11 protein-coding genes are annotated in these 21,315 nt (G+C 57.2%); 7 read left to right on the top strand and 4 right to left on the bottom strand.

Features of this window, described 5'->3' with window-relative positions; genetic code table 11:
- Positions 1-9 precede the first annotated feature (9 nt).
- Entirely contained in the window at positions 10-1,959 is a 1,950-nt protein-coding gene (locus tag EGN72_RS03145) for a CHAT domain-containing protein (RefSeq protein ID WP_127045198.1), read from the top strand.
- Positions 1,960-2,287: 328 nt separating this feature from the next.
- Positions 2,288-2,731 (top strand): hypothetical protein, encoded by a 444-nt coding sequence (locus EGN72_RS03140; protein WP_127045197.1) that lies wholly within the window; start codon positions 2,288-2,290, stop codon positions 2,729-2,731.
- Between the two features lie 172 nt (positions 2,732-2,903).
- Here the strand turns inward: EGN72_RS03140 and EGN72_RS03135 are convergent, their stop codons facing one another.
- Positions 2,904-3,884 (bottom strand): hypothetical protein, encoded by a 981-nt coding sequence (locus tag EGN72_RS03135; RefSeq protein ID WP_127045196.1) that lies wholly within the window; start codon positions 3,882-3,884, stop codon positions 2,904-2,906.
- A gap of 746 nt (positions 3,885-4,630) precedes the next feature.
- Between EGN72_RS03135 and EGN72_RS03130 the strand changes: the two genes are divergently transcribed.
- The 5 genes from EGN72_RS03130 to EGN72_RS03110 all read left to right on the top strand — a co-directional run bounded on the left by EGN72_RS03130 (position 4,631) and on the right by EGN72_RS03110 (position 10,740).
- Positions 4,631-5,287 (top strand): hypothetical protein, encoded by a 657-nt coding sequence (locus EGN72_RS03130; protein WP_127045195.1) that lies wholly within the window; start codon positions 4,631-4,633, stop codon positions 5,285-5,287.
- Positions 5,287-5,556 (top strand): WGR domain-containing protein, encoded by a 270-nt coding sequence (locus EGN72_RS03125; RefSeq protein ID WP_127045194.1) that lies wholly within the window; start codon positions 5,287-5,289, stop codon positions 5,554-5,556. The genes EGN72_RS03130 and EGN72_RS03125 overlap by 1 nt, the downstream gene beginning before the upstream one ends.
- 76 nt (positions 5,557-5,632) lie before the next feature.
- Entirely contained in the window at positions 5,633-6,460 is an 828-nt protein-coding gene (locus tag EGN72_RS03120) for a tetratricopeptide repeat protein (protein WP_127045193.1), read from the top strand.
- A gap of 169 nt (positions 6,461-6,629) precedes the next feature.
- Positions 6,630-9,038 carry a filamentous hemagglutinin N-terminal domain-containing protein gene (locus tag EGN72_RS03115; protein ID WP_158623123.1) on the top strand — a complete coding sequence of 803 codons (2,409 nt, stop codon included), beginning with the start codon at positions 6,630-6,632 and terminating at the stop codon, positions 9,036-9,038.
- Positions 9,039-9,090: 52 nt separating this feature from the next.
- On the top strand, positions 9,091-10,740 hold the full coding sequence (locus tag EGN72_RS03110) for a ShlB/FhaC/HecB family hemolysin secretion/activation protein (RefSeq protein ID WP_127045191.1): 1,650 nt from the start codon (positions 9,091-9,093) through the stop codon (positions 10,738-10,740).
- A 10-nt stretch (positions 10,741-10,750) separates the two neighbouring features.
- On the opposite strand, the gene EGN72_RS03105 is transcribed toward EGN72_RS03110, so the two are convergent.
- The 3 genes from EGN72_RS03105 to EGN72_RS03095 all read right to left on the bottom strand — a co-directional run bounded on the left by EGN72_RS03105 (position 10,751) and on the right by EGN72_RS03095 (position 21,105).
- Positions 10,751-11,080, bottom strand: a complete 330-nt coding sequence (locus EGN72_RS03105) for a hypothetical protein (RefSeq protein WP_127045190.1) — start codon at positions 11,078-11,080, stop codon at positions 10,751-10,753.
- A gap of 38 nt (positions 11,081-11,118) precedes the next feature.
- Complete coding sequence (locus EGN72_RS03100; protein WP_127045189.1) at positions 11,119-11,433, bottom strand: hypothetical protein; 315 nt, start codon at positions 11,431-11,433, stop codon at positions 11,119-11,121.
- Between the two features lie 252 nt (positions 11,434-11,685).
- Positions 11,686-21,105 (bottom strand): filamentous hemagglutinin N-terminal domain-containing protein, encoded by a 9,420-nt coding sequence (locus EGN72_RS03095; RefSeq protein ID WP_158623122.1) that lies wholly within the window; start codon positions 21,103-21,105, stop codon positions 11,686-11,688.
- Between the last annotated feature and the right edge of the window lie 210 nt (positions 21,106-21,315).

The following is a 21,315-nucleotide window of genomic DNA, read 5'->3' as shown; positions in this document are numbered from 1 at the left end:
GTGCGGCGGATGAGCGACAACGACAACATCGAGGTGACCATCGGAGATGTGTTCGACTGGCTCAATGCTCCGAGCGTTTCCGAAGCGGCCGAAAACCAGAAGCTGGAACTGATCGATGGCATTCTTGAGCGCGGGCTGGCCCCCGATGAAGCCGGCCCGCTGTTGGAATTGAAATTCCAGATCATCGCGCATTCCAACTGGCTCACCCCACACAAGATCGAAACCGCGCTCGGCGTTCTCTCAGAAGCACGCCAACACAAATCCGCGAATGTGGAACTGGCCCTGATCGGCGATGATCTCAGAAGGCTCGGCATCGCCTACACCGAATTCGCTTTGGAAAAGAAGCCCAAACAATCAGCCGACACCGTGGATGCCTTGGCGCTTGTTCTGGCCGACTACGAAGACACCGGCGAAATCCTCGGAAAATCCCTGCCACCGGATGTTCGACACGGATTGGCGGCGTCGATCTACAATGATCTGGGCGCGGCCTGGATCGCCCGAAACCCCAACGACCCGGGCGGCCTCAGAAACGCCGAAACAGCCTTCGCCAGTGCCTTGGCAGAGCTCGAACAACACGATGCCGAACCCGAGCGATTGCGAATTCTCAGCAATCAAATCGTCCTTCGTTCGCTTCTAGGAGACTGGCGCGGTGCCGCAGCGCTCATTGCACAATTCGATGACCTCTTCGATTGCGTTCGCAACGATCATCTGGCCTCCGCCCAAGCCGACATCACGACGCTCTTTGACAAAATCCAGTCGCTCTGCGTGCTCATACTGGCGCGCACCGCTGGAGACCACGCCGCCTTGGAGCGTTCCGAACTGCTTCTCAAACGTGCAGTCCCGGACGCGCCACCCCCTCACCCCCTTGTGCCCGGGGAAGCGCATCTCATTTTCATTGTTCCGCCACTGGATTTTCCGACACAGGCGTTTCTGCGGCTGGGAGAAACCCACGAACGCTTCGATCTGCCAGAGCTGACCCGCAATGGCCTGCTCACCTTGCTTGCCAAAGGCGAAGACACCTGGTTGCCAGCCTATCTCACGGTCCTGGTGGAAAACCAGGAAGCGGGTTTTGGTACCATCATCGATGTGACCACCAAAAAGCTGGCGCGAGCCATAGCACCGGTTCTGCGCCGCATCGAACACCTGATCCGCTCCGGCACACTGAATTCTCTCACGCTCACGCGCACCAACCTGCTGGGTCACTTGCCAGTACACCTCGTGCCTCTCTCTGACACCGGGCCACTTTGCCTTGCTTTGCCCGTCAGCAACAAAATTCCCGCGTCTCCAAGAGAGCGGCATTCAAGAGACCTGATGCCTGCAAACATCCTCATGGTAGCCGACCCAGACGACAACCTGCCATTTGCACGGGCTGAAGCCCTGGCCATCACCGCTCAATTCCCACAAAGCACCGTTTTGATCGGGGAGGAGGCCACAAAGGATCGGGTGCTCAAGGCGCTTGGCAATGGTGAGACCTATTCCCACGTGCACTTCGCCACCCATGGCCGGTTCCACTGGTCGGACGGCGATGCTGACGGGATAGTCCTGCGCAATCGAGCCATCCTTACCGCAGGCGAAATCACCGGCCATTCTCGCCTGTCGCACGGCGCACTCGTGTTTTTGGCCGCTTGCGAAACCGGCTTATCGGATGTTTGGGAAAACGGCTTTGATCCTGCGTCCCTCGCACGCAGCTTTCTTGAGGCCGGGGCCGGTGACGTTGTAGCCGCGCTCTGGCCCCTGTCAGATGCGTCCGCCGCGCGCCTTGCCACCCTGTTCTATGAAGAGCTGCTGACGTACCCGAATGCAAAACGCGCGTTACATCACGCACAAAAGCGCTTCCATACTGCAAATGCTCCCAACACACAGAGCACGCTACGCTGGACAGAGACAGGGCTATCCTCCAAAACCAAAAAGGCACCATCGACCTTCGATTGGGCGGGTCTGGTGTGTTTTGAGACGTGATCGAACGTTTTAAACGGGGCAGAAATTGCCGTAGCACGAAACTGAACAACGCACAGCGGCAGGTTTGACCGGAAGCCATGAGGCGGCCTCAACTGAAAATTCTGGTTCAGTGTTCCTTCGCACCGACACTCCAACAGCGAGCCCGGAAAGTGGTCAGTACTCAAGCGTTCCGCAAAGCACATCAGGCCAGCGCGACATTTGAGTTTACCCCTTTAAACGAACGGCTTATTCTGAATCACCAGAGCAACCGCGCCGTCGGGGGCAAAGATCTGAAGCCCAACCGCGGTAAGGCAACGCAGGGCGCTCAGAAAAAAACAGGACATACCCGATGTTCCGCCTCCGCTTTGGCAAAGACCGCATCTATCTGGAAAGGAAAGGATCCTTGAACGACATCCCGTCTGATATTGCACCCGATTTCAGCCTGATCGGCCATTACGCGAAATCGCTGGCGGATGACCTGCTTTTTACGCGTATGTCCGAGGCGGTATATCATCAATGCATTGAAATGGGCTTCGAAACAATCACCCCATCCGACACGCCCTTTCCGGCGTTTTCAGAGGGGGAGTTTGATCAGCTGATGCGCGCCACGCTCACCGCCCGGCATCGGGAAATGTTCCAACAGCAATCAAGCGAGGACGTGGCGCGGGCCATTGACCAGCAAATTGCAGCCGGTTTTGGCACGGCAGCGGTTCAGGCCATCTTTGTGAGCTTTGCTGAGCATGGGGTGTTTTTCATCAAGACCGATCAGGATGATGACGATACCACATCCTGAGGCATGCGCGCGCGAGGACACAACAAACTGTTGCATCCTGTGAGGATCTCTTGTTACGTCGCATTTGCGCCCGATGCAGCAGGGGCGCGGTACTGCTCGGCGACCCGACAGCAAATCCCCCAGTTTGTGGTCGGGTCAGCCAAAGCGGGCGGCGTCTGGCAGAATACTTGCGCTATTCAATCGCCAGGAGCTGCCAGGCACTCCCATCACAGAATGACACCCGACCGCCCGTGTAACGCAGTTTTCCTTCATCGTCAGCCTGGCAGATATGATGCGTGCCCAGCTTCAGGGTGCCGTCGATCTGAGCATTTCCCACAACATGGAGTTTTTCTGCCGGAGTGGCCGTTCCTACACCGATCCTTCGATTGACGATCAGATTGTAGTTGATGGTCGCCCCATACCCGACCGTCAGACCATAGCCGACATCAAGTCCGTAATTGATAGTCGCCCCATAACCCACATTTAAATCGCGACCCACATCCACGCCCCAATCCACATCCAAGCTGCGGGCCTGCAGATCGCCACTGAACAGGCCACCACCATTTACATGCAACCGTTCAGTGGGATTTGTGGTGTTGATCCCCACATTGCCGCCTGAGGTGACGGTCATGCGCTCATAGTCATTGGTGAAGAAGCGCAGGGGCACATTGCCGCCGGTCCCGATGAGAAACGCAGATGGCGCGGGATTGCTGACGGATCGCAAAAACACGGCGCCTGACTTTGGCAAGGCACGATAGCTCCCCGTGGCATTACTGCCAAAGGCCGTGAGTGAAACACCGGCCCCATTGCTCTGCACGGTAGAAGATGCGCCCACATCCTCGGCACTGGCATTGGAAACATTCTGCGTGGCGCTGACAATCCGCGCCGCCTCGTTGCCTGTGATCTGTAGAGCGACATTGGGCGTGGCCGTGCCAATGCCCACTTGACCGTCAGCATAGTAAATGTCGTTGCCCGATCCATCCTGCCATTTGATCTTGGCGTCCACTGCCTCGATAGCGCCGCGCAATTCGTGCATATGCGCGGCCTTAATGGACGTGCTGCCTGCCACAATCTCTTCGTCCCAGGAAAGGGCCGAAGCCGTTGCACCCACAACAAGGCCAAAGACGCTCAGAAGCGCGCCTGTAATCCGAAATCGATTTGAGACAAAGTTCATCACCCGCATCATAGCGTAGGATCGCTCGGACGGCCAAATCGAATTGGCGCATTTTGTGACACGCGCGGCGGTTCGACGTCTGCCCAAGCAATCCAGCAGGATGGCGGGTCAGTCTCGTACTGTAGCGCCAAGGGTAGACCCCGGTCGGCCCACGGAAGAGACCCCTTGCGCGGCGGCTGGTTCACCACAGTTCCCAGGATCATGGAGTCTTGGTTGGCTGAGTTCGCGTTCGAGGCACTGCCGTGCCGCGAAGGACGCCTCATTCAAGCAAGAAAGTACGCGAAGCCAGCCCGCATTAGAGGTTGTTTTGTTCATTCAAAAACAAGAGAACGCGGCCTCTGTCTACGCTCGAACGCGTTTCCTGTTCCAGTCTGAATTCAATACATCGAATCGCGCTCTAATTCACGGGGCGTTTGCTGCCGTGGCTCATGCAGCCTGCATGTTTCCTGAGCGACAGGATTTGAAAACCGGGTTGGTACGATTTGCCTGACGATTGGGCGGCGGCGGAGCGCTTTCCCCGCAGTTGCCGCACCCGGCGGTTTCGTCCGGTGCATCAGCACCGCACCACACACAGGTGGCGTCTCGTGAGTTTTTCGGCAGCATTGCATTCCCCCTGCTTGCTTATGGCGAGCGTAGCGGGATAATTTGAGAGTCCAAGTCTTGCGATCTGGTTATCCACAAGATTTTCTTAAAACCGTGGCGCAGGACACATCTGCCACAACCGTCAAAGGGAGAATTCCGGTGAAATGGCCAAAGCATCGAAGCTTGATCGTCTGAGTGACCAGGTTCTCAAGGTGCTTTTGGAAAAGCACAACTGCCCATTGCGCTTCCATGAGGTGCGGGCGCGGTTCATGGGCAATATCGCGACGCCGGACATGGCCGCAACGCCCATGCAGGAAATCAAAGCGCTTTGGGGTGGAGAACTCCCCGAGTTCGAAGATACGGAAGATGCCCGCCTGCTTGTGAGTGGGCTGATGGGCGGGCTCTGGAACGGTCTGAGCAAACATCAGAAGCGTCAGAATCCGTTTCAACTGACACGGATCAAGGCTGCCCCGCCCAGCTATGAGCATCTGGCCCGGTTATCAAAATTCCGCCGCCAGGAGCTGGATGGCTTTATCGAAGGCCTGTTCGCGGGGAAGGATTACATGGAATTCCCCGAAACAGCGCATAAAGCCGTGGGGAACCTGTCCGAGATACGCGCCATGATGGCGGGCACTCACGAGCTCTGCGCATGTCCACCCGCCCCGGCCAGCACGGACAGTCTGGGTGAGACCCTGAAGCATATCCGTGAGCTGACCCGTATCGCGGAAACAGAGATCAATACTGTGATCCAGTCCTGCAAGGCCGCACGGGCGCATCTGCTTGAGACCTATAGGGCCGAAAAACCGGACATAGTGCATTGATGGAATTTGACGACCCTCAGTTTGACATCTTCCCCGATCGGCTGCATCTGCGCCGGGTTGATCCAGCAAAGAACATGCGCCGGTTTTATCTGATGACTGTGCAGCGCGATCTGTTCGGTGGGGCCAGTCTTGTGCGGGAATGGGGGCGCGTCGGCAGCTCCGGCCAGCTGCGCATTGATCACCATTCAGATGAAGGCCAGGCAGTTGATGCCCTGGCGGATATTGCCAACCAGAAACACAAGCGCGGGTATCGCGCCAGTGAGAGTTAGGTTTTGATTGCGGGTGAAGGCTATTTCCGATAATTCATCCGTTTAACAGCGCCACGTCGATTGAAGGAAGTTACACATGCAAATTATCTCGCGTTTGTCATTGGTTATCGGGTTTTCTGTGCTGAGCGCGGGTGTTGTTTTGGCGGACATTCCTGCAGGGATTGCGGCTCTTGAAGTCGGCGATGCACAAACCGCTGCACGCGAGTTCCAAGCGAGCTTTGACGAAGGCAATGCGGACGGCGCGTTTTACCTGGGCCGTATGTTTGAGCTTGGGTTGGGCACGCAGGCAAATATTGCGCAAGCCGCTGAGCTTTTTAAGGTCGCCGCCGCTCAGGACAGCGCTCTGGCACAGAACCGCCTGGGGCTGATGTATCTCGATGGCCAGGGGGTGATCCGAGACTATGCGCAAGGGGCAGAGCTTATCTGCAAAGCCGCTGATGCCGGCGAGGCCAATGCGCAATTCAATTGCGGCGCAGCCTATGGCGATGGCAAAGGTGTTGCCAAGGACCCGGCCAAAGCCCGCGCGTACTGGCAGCAAGCCTCAGAACAAGGGCATATCGCGGCCACGAACTTCCTTGGTCTTGCCTATAAGACCGGTGATGGTGTCGAAGCCGATGCGGCCAGGGCTTACGAACTCTTTTCCACCACAGCTGAGCAAGGCAACCCGATGGGTCTCTATGAGGTGGCGCTCGCCCTGGAAACAGGCACCGGCACGGAAGCGGATAAGCTGCAAGCCTATACTTATGCCAATATCGCCGCGGCCCGAGCGCACCCAGACGCTCCTGCCCTGCGAGATCGCATCGAAGCCGATCTGAGTTCAGAGGAAATCACCCAGGCCCAGAAAGCGGCCCGTGACTGGATCGCAGCGGCCGAGGCCAGGGCCGCTGAAGCACGCAGCAACTGATGCCATGGCTGTGTTTGGTGCCCGTGCCCCTCGTTTGGGACTAAGTTCTAGAGCGTGTTTTGTTCCATTGAATTCAGGATGGAACAGGAAACGCGTTCGATCACAGGGGGAGACAGCATTCTCCTGTATCCGGTTGAAGAAAACATCCTCTAGGGCCAGCGCATTCACGTTGGCCGTCCTTTTTTCTTTTTCACCCGCAAGTCTTGTTGCCCAGATCGTCTCTGACGGCAGCACCAACACGAATGTGGTGGTCAATGCCGATGGCTCTGTCACAGTGGGCATTGCGCCCACCACATCGGATGGCGTGAGCTTGAACCGCTACCGCGATTTCAGCGTGCCCAAACCGGGCGTGCAGCTCGACAACCGCACCGAAGCTGCGCGGACCATCGTCAACGAGGTCACTGGCACGTCCCGCACGGACATCGAAGGTCCTGTCGAAGTGCTGGGGCAACGCGCCCATGTTATCGTGGCCAATCCCAATGGCATCGTCATTGATGGGGGCCGCTTTGTGAACACAGGCCGCGTGGCGCTCACCACAGGGCAAATCTCCACCACACAGCGCCAGATCGCGCCGGGTATTTTCCAAGACAATTTGGTCTCGACCGTGAATGGCGGCACCATCACCGTCAAAGGCGGTGGCCTGTCCGGCCAGATGGATGCGATTGATCTCATTGCCCATTCGATCCGGGTTGATGGCCCGATCACCAATGAAAGCACAAACGCGGGAGCCAGCATTCGCTTGGCCGCTGGTAGCTCCAGCACAGAATTTGATAGTGCGGTGCTGCCCGGCAATACCGGCCTCAGCTGGGGCAATATCACCGGCGCAGGTGCCACCTCGGAGGGGGCCGTGCTGGTGGAGATCACCCGACCCGGTGTATTGCGCGCCAATCGCGTCGGCATCGAGGTCAGCGATCAAGGCGCAGGGGTGCGCTTTGCCGGTGAAGGCTATGCCACGGCGCGCAGCTTTACCCTCAGTGCCGATGGGCGGATTGATCTCAGCGGGGCCAAGATTGAGGCCCCAGCGGGGATTTCGGCCTCGGCGCGTTCGATTACGCTTGATAATAGCACACTCACGGCCTCTGAGGGTCCGATTAGCATGGCTGCGACAGAGGCCACTGGAGATGGCCTCACCGGGCTTGATTTTGCCCTGAGTGGACAGACCCTGTTTCTGAGCTCGGAAGGCAATCTGAGCTTTGGCATAACCGAGGATGGTACAACCAGCCTGACCTCTACCACGGGCGATATCGTGCTCCAGGCCAAAGGGACTTTTGCCGATGCAGGCAGCAGCTTTGCCGCGCATCGCAATCTCCTGGTCAGTGCCGATCAGCGCCTGAGCCTTTCTGAGAGCACGCTTGGCACCACGGAAGGATCGATCCAGCTCGATACCAAAGGAGCGTTCACTGCCACAGGCACAGTGGCCAATGCCTTTGGCCATTTGCTGGTCACCGCCGATGAGGCCACGCTTGCCAAAGGTACACGACGCAGCGAGTTCAAGGCCGAGAATGGCAGCTTCATTCTGACCACATTCGGCGTGAACTCCGCGGGTCATCTGACCAATACCGGCAGCCTGATCCAGGGCGGCGTGCAGGTCGATGGCCTCAAGGACAGTGCCGAGACGGAAAGCACAGGAGCTGTCACGCTCAATGTTAAAGGCAGTTTGATCAACACCACCGCAGAAGACCTGGCCGTCATATTTGGGGCCGGAGGCGATGTTTCGATCCGCACCGGCGTGAACATCGAGAACAACCGTGGCCGTATCCTGGCCAATGGCGATGTGAAGCTCATTGCTGAAGGGGACGTGCTCAATATAGTAGACGCGCCCAACGGAGCCGTAGACCCCGAAGTGGTGCAATACACCCGCAAGGGCAAACGCCAGTGGTGGACGCTCTGGATCAAGCGCAAGCGCGAGTCCTACGTCTCCTATGATTACGGCACCCTGGAGAATACCGATCAACTCGCGGCGATCACAGCCACGGACGGCGTGAGCATCGAGGCCAGCGGCTCTCTCATCAACCAGGGCGGTGATATCAATGCCAATGATGGCGATCTGGAAATCAAAGCCCTGCGCGTCGAAACCATCGGCCTTGGCTCGGGCAAGGTCTATGTGCGCAGGACCTGCGTTCTGACCTGTTCTTATGATGGCGAGGGCTCTGTTGCTTACTTTGGTGGACGCCTTAACGCCTCAGAGAATGTCAGGATCGAGGCTACGGAGAAGTTCTATAACCGCGCAGGCTCTGTCTTGGCCATTGGCAACGTGGAAATCATCTCAGGGGACGTTGAGCTCGAAGCCGCTCTTGTGCCCACATTGGTGACCCGCCCAGCTGGGCTTTACAACTTCTGGGCTTCTAAAGCCGCCTGGGTGTTCCTGCGCGATCAGTTCGGTTCCATTGTGGCCGACACCGGCAATATCACCGTCACCAGTGATCGTCCCGCCAAGATCACAGGCGGTACGCTCACTGCCGGGGGCAGCGTCGAGCTTGAAAATGGCCAGGAAATTGTTCGCGCGCCGGATGCCTATTCAGACGCACCCAATCACACCATCGGGTTCTTCGCGGACCTGCCGCTGATCCGGCAGTAGGCGCGTGCGTGGTATAAGCGCATATGGGCGAGGCTGCATCGCCAAGGCAAGTATGGTCCTCGCCCTCACGTTTGCAACCAGCGCGCCACTCCTGGCGCAGCAAGTGCCGGACCCAATACTCGAAGAAGAACGCCGCAGGCAGCTGGAACAGCGTACCAATGAACTTGGCACGCTTGAGCGGCGCGGCGGCGCACCTGATCCAGGACCCGCCCAAGCGAGAGGCGGACCCTGTTTCCAGATCAATCGGTTGACCGTAGAGGGTGTCACGCTCCTCTCACCCGAAGAGCTCGCGGCCATCACCAGCAAATACGTCCCTCGCTGTATGCAAGGCGCGGATATCCAGGCGGTGATGCGCGAGCTGGATGCCACCTATGCCGATCAGGGCTATATCACCTCCAAGACCTATATCCCGCCGCAGAACCTCGCCGCGGGTGAACTGACCCTCACCATGCTCGAAGGCACGGTCGAGGACATTCTGCTGATCGATGCCGAGCAGCAGATCGAAAGCAAGCGTGGCGAGCGGCAGCTCAAAACCGCCTTTCCAAATGCGGAAGGCGAGCTCTTCCAGCTCCGCGACTTCGAGCAAGGGCTTGATCAGATGAACCGCCTGGCCTCGGTCGAGGCGATCCTGAAACTGCAACCGGGCGCAGAGCCCGGCGGCTCCTATGTCATTGTCCAGCGGGTGCAAGAAGATCGTGTGCGCGGCTATGCGCGGCTGGACAATCAGGGCTCAGAAAGCACCGGGCGCAACAGGCTCTCCTTCGATCTCGAAGTGGACGATCTCTTCGGGGCCAATGATGCCTGGACCTTTGGCTATTCCGGATCAGAAAACACCAACGCGCTCAGCATTAACGGCTCTGTTCCTTATGGCTATTGGACATTTGAGACGGAGCTTGCCTATTCCGAGTACCTGACACCGCTCAATGCGCTTTCCGAGCTCTTTGGCACCTCCCGTACCGCTGGCCTGAAAGCCCGCTATGTTGCGCATCGCGATCAGACGTCCACAACCGAGCTGAACTTCGGGTTGCGGCTGCGCAAAAGTGACCGCTTCATCAACGATCTGCGCCTGACGCCGCAGAACCTCACGACCTTCAACCTTGGCGTCAAACATCTCCGCCTCGGAGAAAAGGCCCGGAATTCCTATGACGCGACGCTGACCTTTGGCACCACGCTCTTTGGGGCCGACAAGGACGCGCCTGGCGTTGGTTCAGACATTCCCCGCGCGCAGTTCTTCAAGATCAACGCCGGCTGGCAGCGTCAGGGCGCGCTTGGGCAGGCAGGCACCCTGGTCACCGATCTGCGTGCCCAATGGAGCCCGCATACGCTCTATGGCACGGAGCAATTGTCACTAGGGTCGTTCTCAACTGTGCGGGGCTATGAGGCCTCTGTCGCCACAGGCGATATGGGCCTCAACATGCGCAATGATCTCTACCTCACGCCTAACATCTGGAACTTCCTGCCTGAAGAGATCGCTGGCAAGGTGGCGGCCAAGACCCAGACACATCTCTTCCTGGATATGGGGGTCACCCATGATCGCGCCCGCGACGTCACTGAAAAAGCCGCAGGCTTCGGGATCGGCCTGTCGTATTATCACAAGCGGTTCACCCTCTCAGGCACCGTCGGTGTGCCGCTCATCGAAGGCAATAGTTTTGGGATCGGTGATCCCGTGGTCCAAATCAGGGCGGATGTGAAAACATGGTGAGTTTCGTTTACTATTTGCCCCAGCCCTTGTGCTGACAAAATCCATTATTTAAATCTATCAAAAAGTTATCCCCAGAATAGGTTATTCCAACCCACGCCCCTTCAGTGTTATGAACTATCTCTGTGAAGGGTTCTTTGTACGCAAGCAGATATGGTTTTCCCGGTGTCTCCGTCTTTGTTGCAATCCAAATTCGTTCGCCACTATCATCAATTAGCCAAAGATTGTCAGAGGTTGAAACGCCATATTTCTCTTTAACGGAAATCCAATTTAATATGACAAGTTTGCCCTGAGGTGTGTAAACCTCGCGGTAAATATCAGCTTTATCTACGTGTATTTTCATTTTCTTACTGCAGGGGCCGAGGATTAATGAAAGAGTCGCTAGGTAGATATCCAGTCTTCGAAGCGATGATAGACGGTGAATTCGCCAGCATAGTCTTCCTCCGGCACCTCGAACGTGGGCAGAATTTTCAACTCCAACTTTGCTTCGACGTTCTTGCAGACAGCTAACAAGTCAGCAGGAGTTACATAAAAATGGAGGCGGCTCATTATTGCAAAGCCTTCGAAATAGCCACACTGACCTGTTCGGATGTCGCGCCTATTGGAACTGTAATCACGCTCGCATCGGGAATTAGCTATGTCAGACCAGCGGTCGAAATTGGGTGATCTGAGCTCAAAACCGCCAGAGATATCCATTCTGGGACGTCTTCTTTCAGATCAATGTAATCATCCCAGTATTGGAGACCAGCTTGGTCAAGCCTACTAACAACTTCTGCCAACGACTCAAAGTCAAAGTATGGCCCGTATACTAACAGGCTAGTTGTTTCATCACTAGGGCTATCAAAAGCCATCATTTGCGCGAAATCGCCACTTGCAAGTGAAAGGCTTTCAAGTGCTGCGCGCCTGATCACTAATGCCCTATTCGGAATTCGTATCATTCCTGCAACCTCAATTTGGAATTGTGACGCCGTCCGGAACATGAATTCGGACATTGTGGATCGGAGTACTCGTGGCGGGTTGGAAAATTACACGATCCAGGCCTGTGTTACTTCCAGTCCCGCCATGCATCATTGCTTCCGGTGCCGCAAAATCTATTCGAATACTACCGGTCGCTCCTGGTGGGACCCCACCATCGAACTGTTGAGTAACAAAAACTCGCGGGGTTGTTGCGCCGGGAACATGTCCAACAGCAGATGGAATAGCTGTTCCCTGATTATCCAACCACAGTCGAGCTTCTGCTGGAGATACCCAACGAGAAACGTACACGTAGCCGTCGGGGAGTGGTCCGTTTGCGGCACCCAAGCCACGGGGGTAAATCGTGTCATAATGCCCGACTGGAACCTCTGGAGGCGATACGATGCGGTTTGGCGTAGTTCTTCCCAGCCTAACGATATCGGCGCTCGCTTCGATCACGTCATCGAGGAGTTTCGAACCGCCAGCTTGAGACACCGCTGCTCCGCCTGCCGCAAACTCCGCAAGTGTTACTTCAGCTCCCTCCCGCCCGAGCGTCATGGCAATGCAGGTTGGATTTCGCCCGCAGAACGCCACAGCGCCTCGAACGGCTTGCCGGACACTGACCCCAACTAATCCACCGCCACCAGCGAGCAGGATCACACTGGTCAGTTCACCAACAAAGTCCTCCATGGCCTCCAGATTGGCTGCGCGTCGCGCGGCGTCTGCTTCAAGGCGTATAATCTCGTTGTCGAAGCGGGTGCTGCATGTTGTACCATCCTGTCCGCCACAATGTGTCAGTACAAATTCAGCCCGGAATTGTTCTTGTCCAAGTTGTTGCAGACGATTCCAATCATGGCTGGAAGCAACCTCTTGAGCACGGCCATATTGGAACGCGTCAAAGCTCGAGAGCGTCAGCCGTGCGTTGGAAAGGCCCAGTAATCTGACAAAGTCGGCATATTGGCCGGAAAGATCAGCCGCGACGATACGCTTTAGATGGTATTCTTCGCAACGCCGATTGCCATCACACGCTGCGAATGCGGCATCATTGCGTGCACTCAAGGCAAGATAGCGTTCCGCAATCTCAAAACAATCGCCGTTTGCCTGGATGCAGTTTCGCAAATCATTCTGCGCCTGAACCAACTCGCTGTGGCTCAAGTAATTGTTGTTGATTGCCGATTCACCAATTGTGCTGCCGAAGCTGACGTTTGTCGCCTCGCCGTCCGCAAATGGGAACGCGGCAATGGCCCCCACCAATGGAGCCAGAGCCTGTTTTTGATCATTCGAGAGATTGTCTGCCCCCGCCAGCAGCGACGAGCTAGCGCCTGAAGCAAAGCCCGCGGCACAATTGCCGTTGAGGGCTTCGAGAGCCACGCAGCCCACACCGCCGTGGAGCAGGAGATGACCGAACGAGCCTTCCCAATCGGCATTGCCATGGCCGAGCTCACCGATGCCGAACTGCGCGACGGCCAGTGTCTCGGAAATCAGGAAGGTACGGGCCAGATCATCGAAGCCCTCAAAGAGGTCTTCCCCGCGCACTGCGTTGGTAACCACTTGGTTGAGGACGCGGTTGCCAAAGCGATCGACAATCGCATCCGGCGCAAAATAGGCTTGCAGGCTACCCGCCTGATCGATGCTGGTGGGCGTGGTGCTGAGCCCGAGCTCATTGCTCAGATGACCGGAGATATAGGAAGTGCCGCCAGCGATGAGCGCGGTCTGCAGCGCGTCGCCCAGATCGAACTGACCGGTGATCGCCCCATCAATGACACTGACGGTGAAGCTGTTGAAGCTCTGCTGCGCCGCGATCTGGAATAAGGTCTGGGAGGTCCCGACACTGGTTCCGGCACTGCCGAAAAGCCCCAGTCCGGATCCACCGGTGGCGTAGGTGACAGCGATCTGCAGCAATGCCCGGAAGGCGGGGGTGAGTTGGACCTGCTTGTCATACCATTCACGATCCCGCAGAGCGATGGTGTGATAGGTCGCGCCGTAATCCTGGATTAGAGTGTCGAGATAGGCGAATTGCTGGCCATCGGAGGCCCCGGGCAGGTCGTAGTCACGCAAGTACTTGGCGTCGATGCTCCCCGCTGCTGCCTGCGCCCCCTCCAGGGCTGCAGGTGTGTAGAGATTGGCAAGGGCGTTGTCGAAGTCGCGGTTGGAGATTGTGCGCGCCAGGGAGCGGTTGATATCCACCCCACGCCAGCCCGCGATATGCACGTCGCCCCCTACGGAGAACTCAGGGACTTGCGTGGAGACAATCTCGGGGAAGGCGACGGTTTCCCGGTCATAGCCTTCCTGGATCGTGGTGATGGTCACGAGATTGGTGTTCTGGGTGAACTTCTCCAGACGGATGGCATCGATGGCACCGTCAATATAGAGATTGCGTCCTGCTTCGAGCCGCACGCGGTTGGCCTCAAAGCGCCCGCCAATAATGCGGATGTCGTTCTCGGCCTGAAGGGTCAGCTGGCTGTCAGCCTGGAATTCACTTCCGGTACCAAGCTCGGCATCAATGCTAATCGAGGTCTTGGACTTGTTATAGGTGATGCCAAGGAAGCTGCTGGTCTTGTTATAAATCGCAGAGCGCACATAGCGCTCCCGGTAGGTGCCCAGCAGGATATTGCTCTGGGCCGAGGCAATGGTGAGATCACCGCCTGCAGTGATTTTGGCCCCTGCGGCAATCACATCGCCCTCGGAGCGCAGGCTGACATCGCCGCGCGCTGCACTGATTTCGGGGCGCGTGTAGATATCGTCGTACTGATAGACCGAGCGATAGTAGCGGCGCTTGGTGAACCAGCTGCTGCTGGACCATGACCATTCATCGGAGAACTCACGGTAGCCCCAGGCGGCGGCCAGGCTGATGCCCTCATCCGCCTCAATGGTGACATCTCCATAGTGCGCTTTTATCGGCGTACCCAGGAAGGCGGCATGGCCGCCGGCGATGATGTTCACATTTTGGCGTGCGGTGATCTGGTTGGTATAGGCGCGGTATTCCTCGACATTGCTGAGCTGTGAGCTGCGCACCTCTTCGGTCAGGTGCAGCGCCCCATCTACGATACGTTCCACATTATCCGCACTGGTGGGCCGCCAGTTGCCCGCGTCGCGATATTTGTCCGAGAAGCTCCAGCCGACATATCCAGGCACATTGCCGCTTCCGCGTGTGTTAGCGCGATAAAGCGGCTCACTGATGATGTTATTTCCTGCGGTCAGGTCGATATCACTGTAGGAGTAGAACTTGCCGGAGGTCAGGCGGATGTCGCCCCCCGCATAAAGTGAGATACCGCCGCTGCCTGCGACCAGGGTTTCTCCGCGCAAGCCAGCGGTGCTCACATCCCAACGGCTTGATGTCGCGCGTGCATTTGGATTGGCTGCGCGCCATTGGAATGGATCGAAGGAGACATACACCTGCCCAGTTTCAGCAGCATATGTGATCTTGTCCGCAACGATAACTTGGTTTCGTTGGCCAATAGTGTGGCGCGCCAATAATGTGATGTCGTGCCCTACAAAGCGATGGCTTGAGTGAACCCCTATGTAATCTGCATAGACCTCTAAATCAAAATACAAGTCAGACGAGGTTAACCATTCACTGATGTTCACGCTTCCGGCTGTTGCGTTGCCAAGGCGAGCAATCTTGAGACTGTTACCCGGAGATATCTCTACATCCTCACGGGCATGAAAGTGCTTCCCACTTCCAGTGAGGAAAATATCGCGACCCGCTTGTAACGTCGCATTGGAGACCTCTAAACCGTCATGATAACTGTCTCCACCCCGGATGAGCAGGTCTTCACCCGCAATCAATTTACCGGAGAGATTGATGGTTTCTGCTCTGATAGAAACCGAACCACTTGCAGCGAGATCAGTGTGCTCAAAGACATAACCGCTATACCCATATCCTTGGAATATCTTGGGGTCGTAGACCCACTTGTAACCGTCAAACGAATAAGATCCAGATCCGGACCACCGTTCGGTTCTGGTTCCAGCCATTCCAAGATTAGCACCGATTTGAACCACGACATCATGGAGCGGCCCGCCGATGATCCCAAGCTTGCGCTGCTTGGTGGCGCTTGCGTAATTGCCATCAAAGCGGTCGATATCTCCGACAATGAGCTGTGTGAGGTTCCATCCGCGCAGAGCGCCGCCATTGGCGCGCAGCATACCGCCTGCACCGACATAGAGGTCTTTCGTGGATGCGCTGCCAGAAAGCTCAATCGATTTTGTAGCAGACAGCACGATCTGGTTTGGGGCTGCGACGGCCTGTTTCAGCTGGATATCACTCGCTTCAATACCAACATTGTCCCGGCCTGAGATAGCGCTGTGGGAAACCACCGTCCCACGCTGGGCAACCAGAGAGATGTCCGCCCCTTCCAATTGACCGCGATTGGTGATGCTCCCCGATACTGACGCTAACGCCAAAGATGTGGTTGCTGTCAGGCTGGCCTCATTCAATACGTCGTTGCGCGCAATGAGGCTGACGTCGCGTGCGGTGATATTGGCTTGAGAACCAGCATTGGTAATACTCCCTGACAGTTCAGCCACAAGGTCTTCTTCGGCCCGAAGACTGCCGTGGTTGATCAGGTCTGTCCGCGCCTCGAGAAGCACATCGCGCCCATCCATCAAGCCATTGTTCACAATCCCGGCATCCCGGGACTTGACCCCAAGAAAGCTGCTGGCGGTCAGAGTGCCTGAGTTGGTGATCTGACCGCGCGACAGGAGGCGCAGCTCTTTTGCAGTGGCAAGACCTGTGTTTTGAGCGTTCAAATCAGCTGAGATGTTGAGCACATCCGTTGCCAAAACATCGCCGATCACACCATCGTTGCGGAACTCCCCGTCGGCAAGCAAAGCTATCGTCGCACCTTGCAGGGAGCCGGTGGACATGTTGTGGATCGCGCCGTCCACATCGGCTATGTTCAGAACCGAGCTGGCGTCGATGAGCCCGGCATTGCTCAGCGCGCCAACCCGAAGATCAACGCTCTCGCCGATGATCCGGCTGTTCACCCTGGTGGTCAGGCCCGCGGCACCCGCGTCAATGAACAGATGACCATGTGAGTGCAGCTGCCCACCGCTTTGATTCACAAACTCTGCCGCGTCAAAGCCCATATAGGTCTCTGTGGTGATCGCGCCATAATTGTTCACCGATTGGTTCACGCGCCCAAAGAGCCCGTAGGCGTCGATCTCTCCGAAGTTGGTGAACGTGTCGGCACTGAGCCCCATAGAGACCGCTTCGATCTCAGCCCCGGCTGCGTTTGTGAATGTGCCGCCCACGTTCACATTGATCATATTCGCCGCAGCAATGCGACCCGCATTGGTCAGGATGGCGTTGGCCCGCAGATCGATACTGGTGCCAGAGAGCGTCGCGAGGCTTTCGTTGACGATCTGGGTCGCGGAGAGAGACAGGCTGCTGCGGGCCTCCAGAAAACCCGCATTTGTGAATGCCTCTGTCACGACGACACTCAAACCATCCGAGGCGTAGACATTACCACGGGTGTGACCTGAGGTTGCTGCCTTGAACGACAGAACCTGGCCAAATGTATTGCCCGCGAGATCAAAGCTGTCCGCAGACACCGACATAGCTCCACCGGACACCAGCTCGCCGGCATATTCAAAAGTACTTGTGGCCTTGATGGTCACGCGGTCACTGCCGGTCACGAGAGATGAGCCCGTGCCGATGATAGACGCCGCGCTTAGAGATACATCCGCCCCGGTCAGGGCCCCGCTCGAAAGAAGTGTGCCTTCTACACCTAGCGACAGTCTTGATGCACTGGCCAGCAGGCTGCCGGCACCGATTTCCAGCCTGCCCGCCACCACGGACAGCGGGCCATCCGCGTAGGTCGTGCCCGTTTGCAACAGGCTATCAGTCAGCGTCCAGGTATTTGATCCCTCACCGGAAAGCGCCACGAGGCCGGCGTTATCAAAGTGATCGGCGGTGACTTTGAGATGGGCCGCGCCCAAATAGCTGTCTGGGTCAAAGCGAATACTGCCCGCATAAAGGCGGGTGTCGCCGCCAGAGAGAAGCGTACCCGTGTTTAGAATGTCGCCCGCTCCTTGAGACACCCACCCGAACCGCTCGTTACCATACCTGTCGAGATAGCTTTCGTAGGCAAATCGTTCTGCCGTCAGCTCAAGCCGCCCGCCCGCTTGCAGGTGCCCGCTATTGGTGAAACTGGCCGCCGTGATGATGCTGTTTCCAAGCGTCTGAAACACGCCTTCATTCACAAAGCTGCCATTGTGGAGTGTGAAGCGGTTGGCGGTTGCGGAGGCTGTGACCACGCCCGTATTGACAAAATCCCCAAAGCCACTGCCGAGCTCAAGTTGACCGCTCAGGCTCAAGACGCCTGCGTTGACAAACCTGTCCCCTGCCGAGAGTTTGCCAAGTCCTCCCGCGGTCATCCGTGCGACCGACGTGACCTCGATCACTGGCGCGCTCAGCGAGAGGTTTTCGCCCGCCTGAAGTTGCCCATCAATCAGCAGATGGTCTGGCCCTGACAGGCTCAGATCCCCGCCGGCGGCAATCCGACCCTCAATGAGCAGATTGGCAAAGGAGATCGCAATGTCTTCGCGGGTCTTCAGGCTTTGAGGTGCGGCCTCGTAAAGCGCCAGTGCCTCGCTGCTCAGATGCCCGAATACCTTTACCTCGGAGACATAGAGAGACTGCCCGGAGTGCTCCAGACGCACATAGCGACCTTCGACATTCTCCGGCAGCGCGATGTTCAGCGCCTCGGCATCCCCCGCATCCGTGATCGGCGCACTACGATAGACCTCCTGGTGCGTGGCATCATAGACAACAATCTCGGCACCAATCAGACTGGCATTGGTTTCCGCCCGGTTGTAGGACGGATTGCTCAGGACAATTTCAGTAAGGACAAGTGCGCTGGCCAGATCGACCTCAATCCACTCCTCTGCCCCGCTGCCGGTCTCAGCCCGGTTGTAGCGCGAAACCTCGCCGTCAATCGCTGACGCCGCCTTGGCACGGCTGTTACCCGAACTGGAGACCGCTGCCGTCACCAACCCGCGCAGGCTCTTGGTCAAATCAACCTCTTGCGTGAAGTCAGGATCGTCGCCAAAGTCCGTGCCCGTCCCAAGTCCAGAGATCAGAGCGCTGCCTGCCAGAAACCGCGCTTCTGCATCGGCGTCGCGGCCGACCAGTGTTATTCTGCCCTGTGTGGCGAAAACCCCGGCGTTCTCAAAGAGCGCGAACGAGCCGTTGGAGAAATCGTCGATCAGGAACACCTCACCTGCATTGCGCAGGATGGACGTTGAGATGCCAGCCTTCCTCGCGCGCAAAAGCGCACCGCTCGCATTGTCAAATGACGCTCCGCCTATATCCACGGTTCCATCTGCCAGGAGGTGGCCGGAGTTGATCACCGCGCCGCCCGCGCTGAGATAAAGATTGCCATAGCTCGCCAGCGTGCCTTCGTTGCGGATGGCCTCCGAGGCTCGGAAGACAATCCGGTCGCCTGCGATCACTGTGGTCTCGTTCAAAATATGACCCGCAATGACCTCAAAATAGTTGTCGACATTGACCACGCCGGCGTTTTCAAACCCAGCCGCGATGATCCGGAACGCCCCAAGTGAGGCCAGAATTCCGCCATTCGCAAAGACGCCTTCCGACGTAATCTCGCCGTAGTCACTGACCCTAATCTCACCGGTGGCGCTATTATTAAGATCAGGCGCTGAGAGATAGGCGCGGTGGGCCTGGATGTAGCCATCATTGTGCAGGCTGCCCTCAGAAGTGAGTGTCAATTTGACGTCGCTGCTAATAACACCTTCGTTGACAAGCGCTGAGCTGGTGTTGATGACGCCGCTTTTGGCCAGGATCACTCCTGTCTCATTGTTAAACAAACTGGCGACATCCAGCGTCAGGCTGGTCGTGCCGGAAATAACCCCAGCATTGTGGATATCCGCGTCGGACAGGATCGCAAGACGCACGCCTTCAATGATCCCGCCCGCTTCATTGTAAAGGTCGCCACCAAAGCTGATGGACGCGAAATCGTGGCGTCGCAGATCCGCACTGTTACGGAAACTCCCGCTGGCGGTCACCACAAGCTTCGAAGGGGTGGCATCTGAAAGGCCTGCCACTGTCACATCACGGCCCAGTTCAAAATCGCCTGTCTCGATGTGGAAGTCCTCACGGCTGAACACAGCCGTGTCGCGTAGTGTGAGACGCGCGCCTCCCTCGATGGCCTCCACAGCGTTTGCCACAATCGTCGCGCCCTCAATGACGATCTCGGTCTCGCCGCTGAAGGTGAACCCGCCCGTCGAGGTGCCATAACCCGCAAAAGTCAGTCTCTGACCACCATAGAGCGTCACATCTGCGCCGGATTGCAGATCACCACCAAAACTCAATTCGCCAGTCTGGGCGGTGATGCTCACACCTGCAAAACCGTAAAGCCCTGTGCGAGCTGTCGTTGCCACATCGTTCAAGGCAAAAGCAGTGACCGTCGATGTGGCTGAGGTGATATCTCGTTCCAGCGTCAAGGTGCCATTGCCGGCGTCAAGAGCGACAGCGCCTTGCGCCGCCACCGAACGCACGGTCGTATCGCCTTGACCAGCGATCTGAATCCCACCTGCATTGGACTGCACTGAGCCAAGCGTGCGCACCCCCAAACCCTGCTCATTGCCGATGATTTGGATGCGCCCCGCTTCCATGGCCCCGTATTCCGTGCCATCGACGACGAAATCCGGTGCTGCACCCGTGCCGGTCAGCGTGGACAGACGACGCCCATTGGTCAGGTCATAGCTTTGGGCCCCGCCTTGTACGTTGATCCCATCAATCGCCGTGACTTTGCCATCCACCACAACCGTGCGGCCAATAAGATTGACATTGGGCGTGCTGGAGCCATCAAGCCCGCGGCGCCCGATGGTCACAGCCCCTTGCGTCACATCGAGACGCACATTGCCGCCATCAATAACCGGCACGCCAGTGGTCAGTGTGCCATTGCTGGCATTGAGAAAGTTACAGCCGTTACACAGAACGCCATTGGGGTTGGCAATAATCACCCCGGCGCGATCCCCGGCAACCTCAATCGACCCCGTCAGGGTGGAGCTGGACGTAGAGGTCACCTCATTGACGATGGTCGAAGCCGTGCCGCCAGACAGGTTCGGGTTTCCAGAGATCGCACCTGCGACATGTGTACTGGTTGCACCTTGAGAGTTGTTCAGCACCGTGCCTTCATCAGGCACGTTGAACTCACGATATTGGTTGTGTGATACGCCCCCCGCATTGGGCCGCGCAATATCCACCACCTGTGGGCGCGACGTGCGCTGCAGGCTGGGCTTGAACCCTACATTGCCGTTGGGATCAATGATGATCTCTTGCGCCTGCGCCAGCTCCACCATCATCGGTTGCAGCGCCACAACCAGGCAGGTCAAAAGCGTGAAGCCCTGGTGGATTTTGCGAGCGAGCTTTAAGGGACGGTTGCGCAAGAAACGCCAAGGAGAAACAAACTTAAAAAACAACAAAGATATGGCCTCGACTCACAGATGCGTTACCAGATTTGTTACCACGGTTGAACACTATGGACAACGTGCGCACCGCGCATTTCAATTCGCATTTTGGGAACCTGTGTAACGAGTTCCGGACAGCTTGAGTTCGTCTCGCAAGGCTTACAGGGATGAGAGAGTTCAAAGTGATGA

Source organism: Pseudorhodobacter sp. E13 (assembly GCF_003991405.1).
Taxonomy (GTDB): Bacteria; Pseudomonadota; Alphaproteobacteria; order Rhodobacterales; family Rhodobacteraceae; genus Pseudorhodobacter.
Note: the sequence above shows the minus strand (reverse complement) of the source record. Positions and strands in the feature narration are given on the sequence as shown.

Coding starts and splice junctions, on each gene's coding strand:
- EGN72_RS03105 (WP_127045190.1), bottom strand. CDS start 11,080: ATGAAAATACACGTAGATAAAGCTGATATTTACCGCGAGGTTTACACA.
- EGN72_RS03125 (WP_127045194.1), top strand. CDS start 5,287: ATGGAATTTGACGACCCTCAGTTTGACATCTTCCCCGATCGGCTGCAT.
- EGN72_RS03110 (WP_127045191.1), top strand. CDS start 9,091: ATGGTCCTCGCCCTCACGTTTGCAACCAGCGCGCCACTCCTGGCGCAG.
- EGN72_RS03140 (WP_127045197.1), top strand. CDS start 2,288: ATGTTCCGCCTCCGCTTTGGCAAAGACCGCATCTATCTGGAAAGGAAA.
- EGN72_RS03130 (WP_127045195.1), top strand. CDS start 4,631: ATGGCCAAAGCATCGAAGCTTGATCGTCTGAGTGACCAGGTTCTCAAG.
- EGN72_RS03100 (WP_127045189.1), bottom strand. CDS start 11,433: ATGGATATCTCTGGCGGTTTTGAGCTCAGATCACCCAATTTCGACCGC.
- EGN72_RS03135 (WP_127045196.1), bottom strand. CDS start 3,884: ATGAACTTTGTCTCAAATCGATTTCGGATTACAGGCGCGCTTCTGAGC.
- EGN72_RS03120 (WP_127045193.1), top strand. CDS start 5,633: ATGCAAATTATCTCGCGTTTGTCATTGGTTATCGGGTTTTCTGTGCTG.
- EGN72_RS03145 (WP_127045198.1), top strand. CDS start 10: ATGAGCGACAACGACAACATCGAGGTGACCATCGGAGATGTGTTCGAC.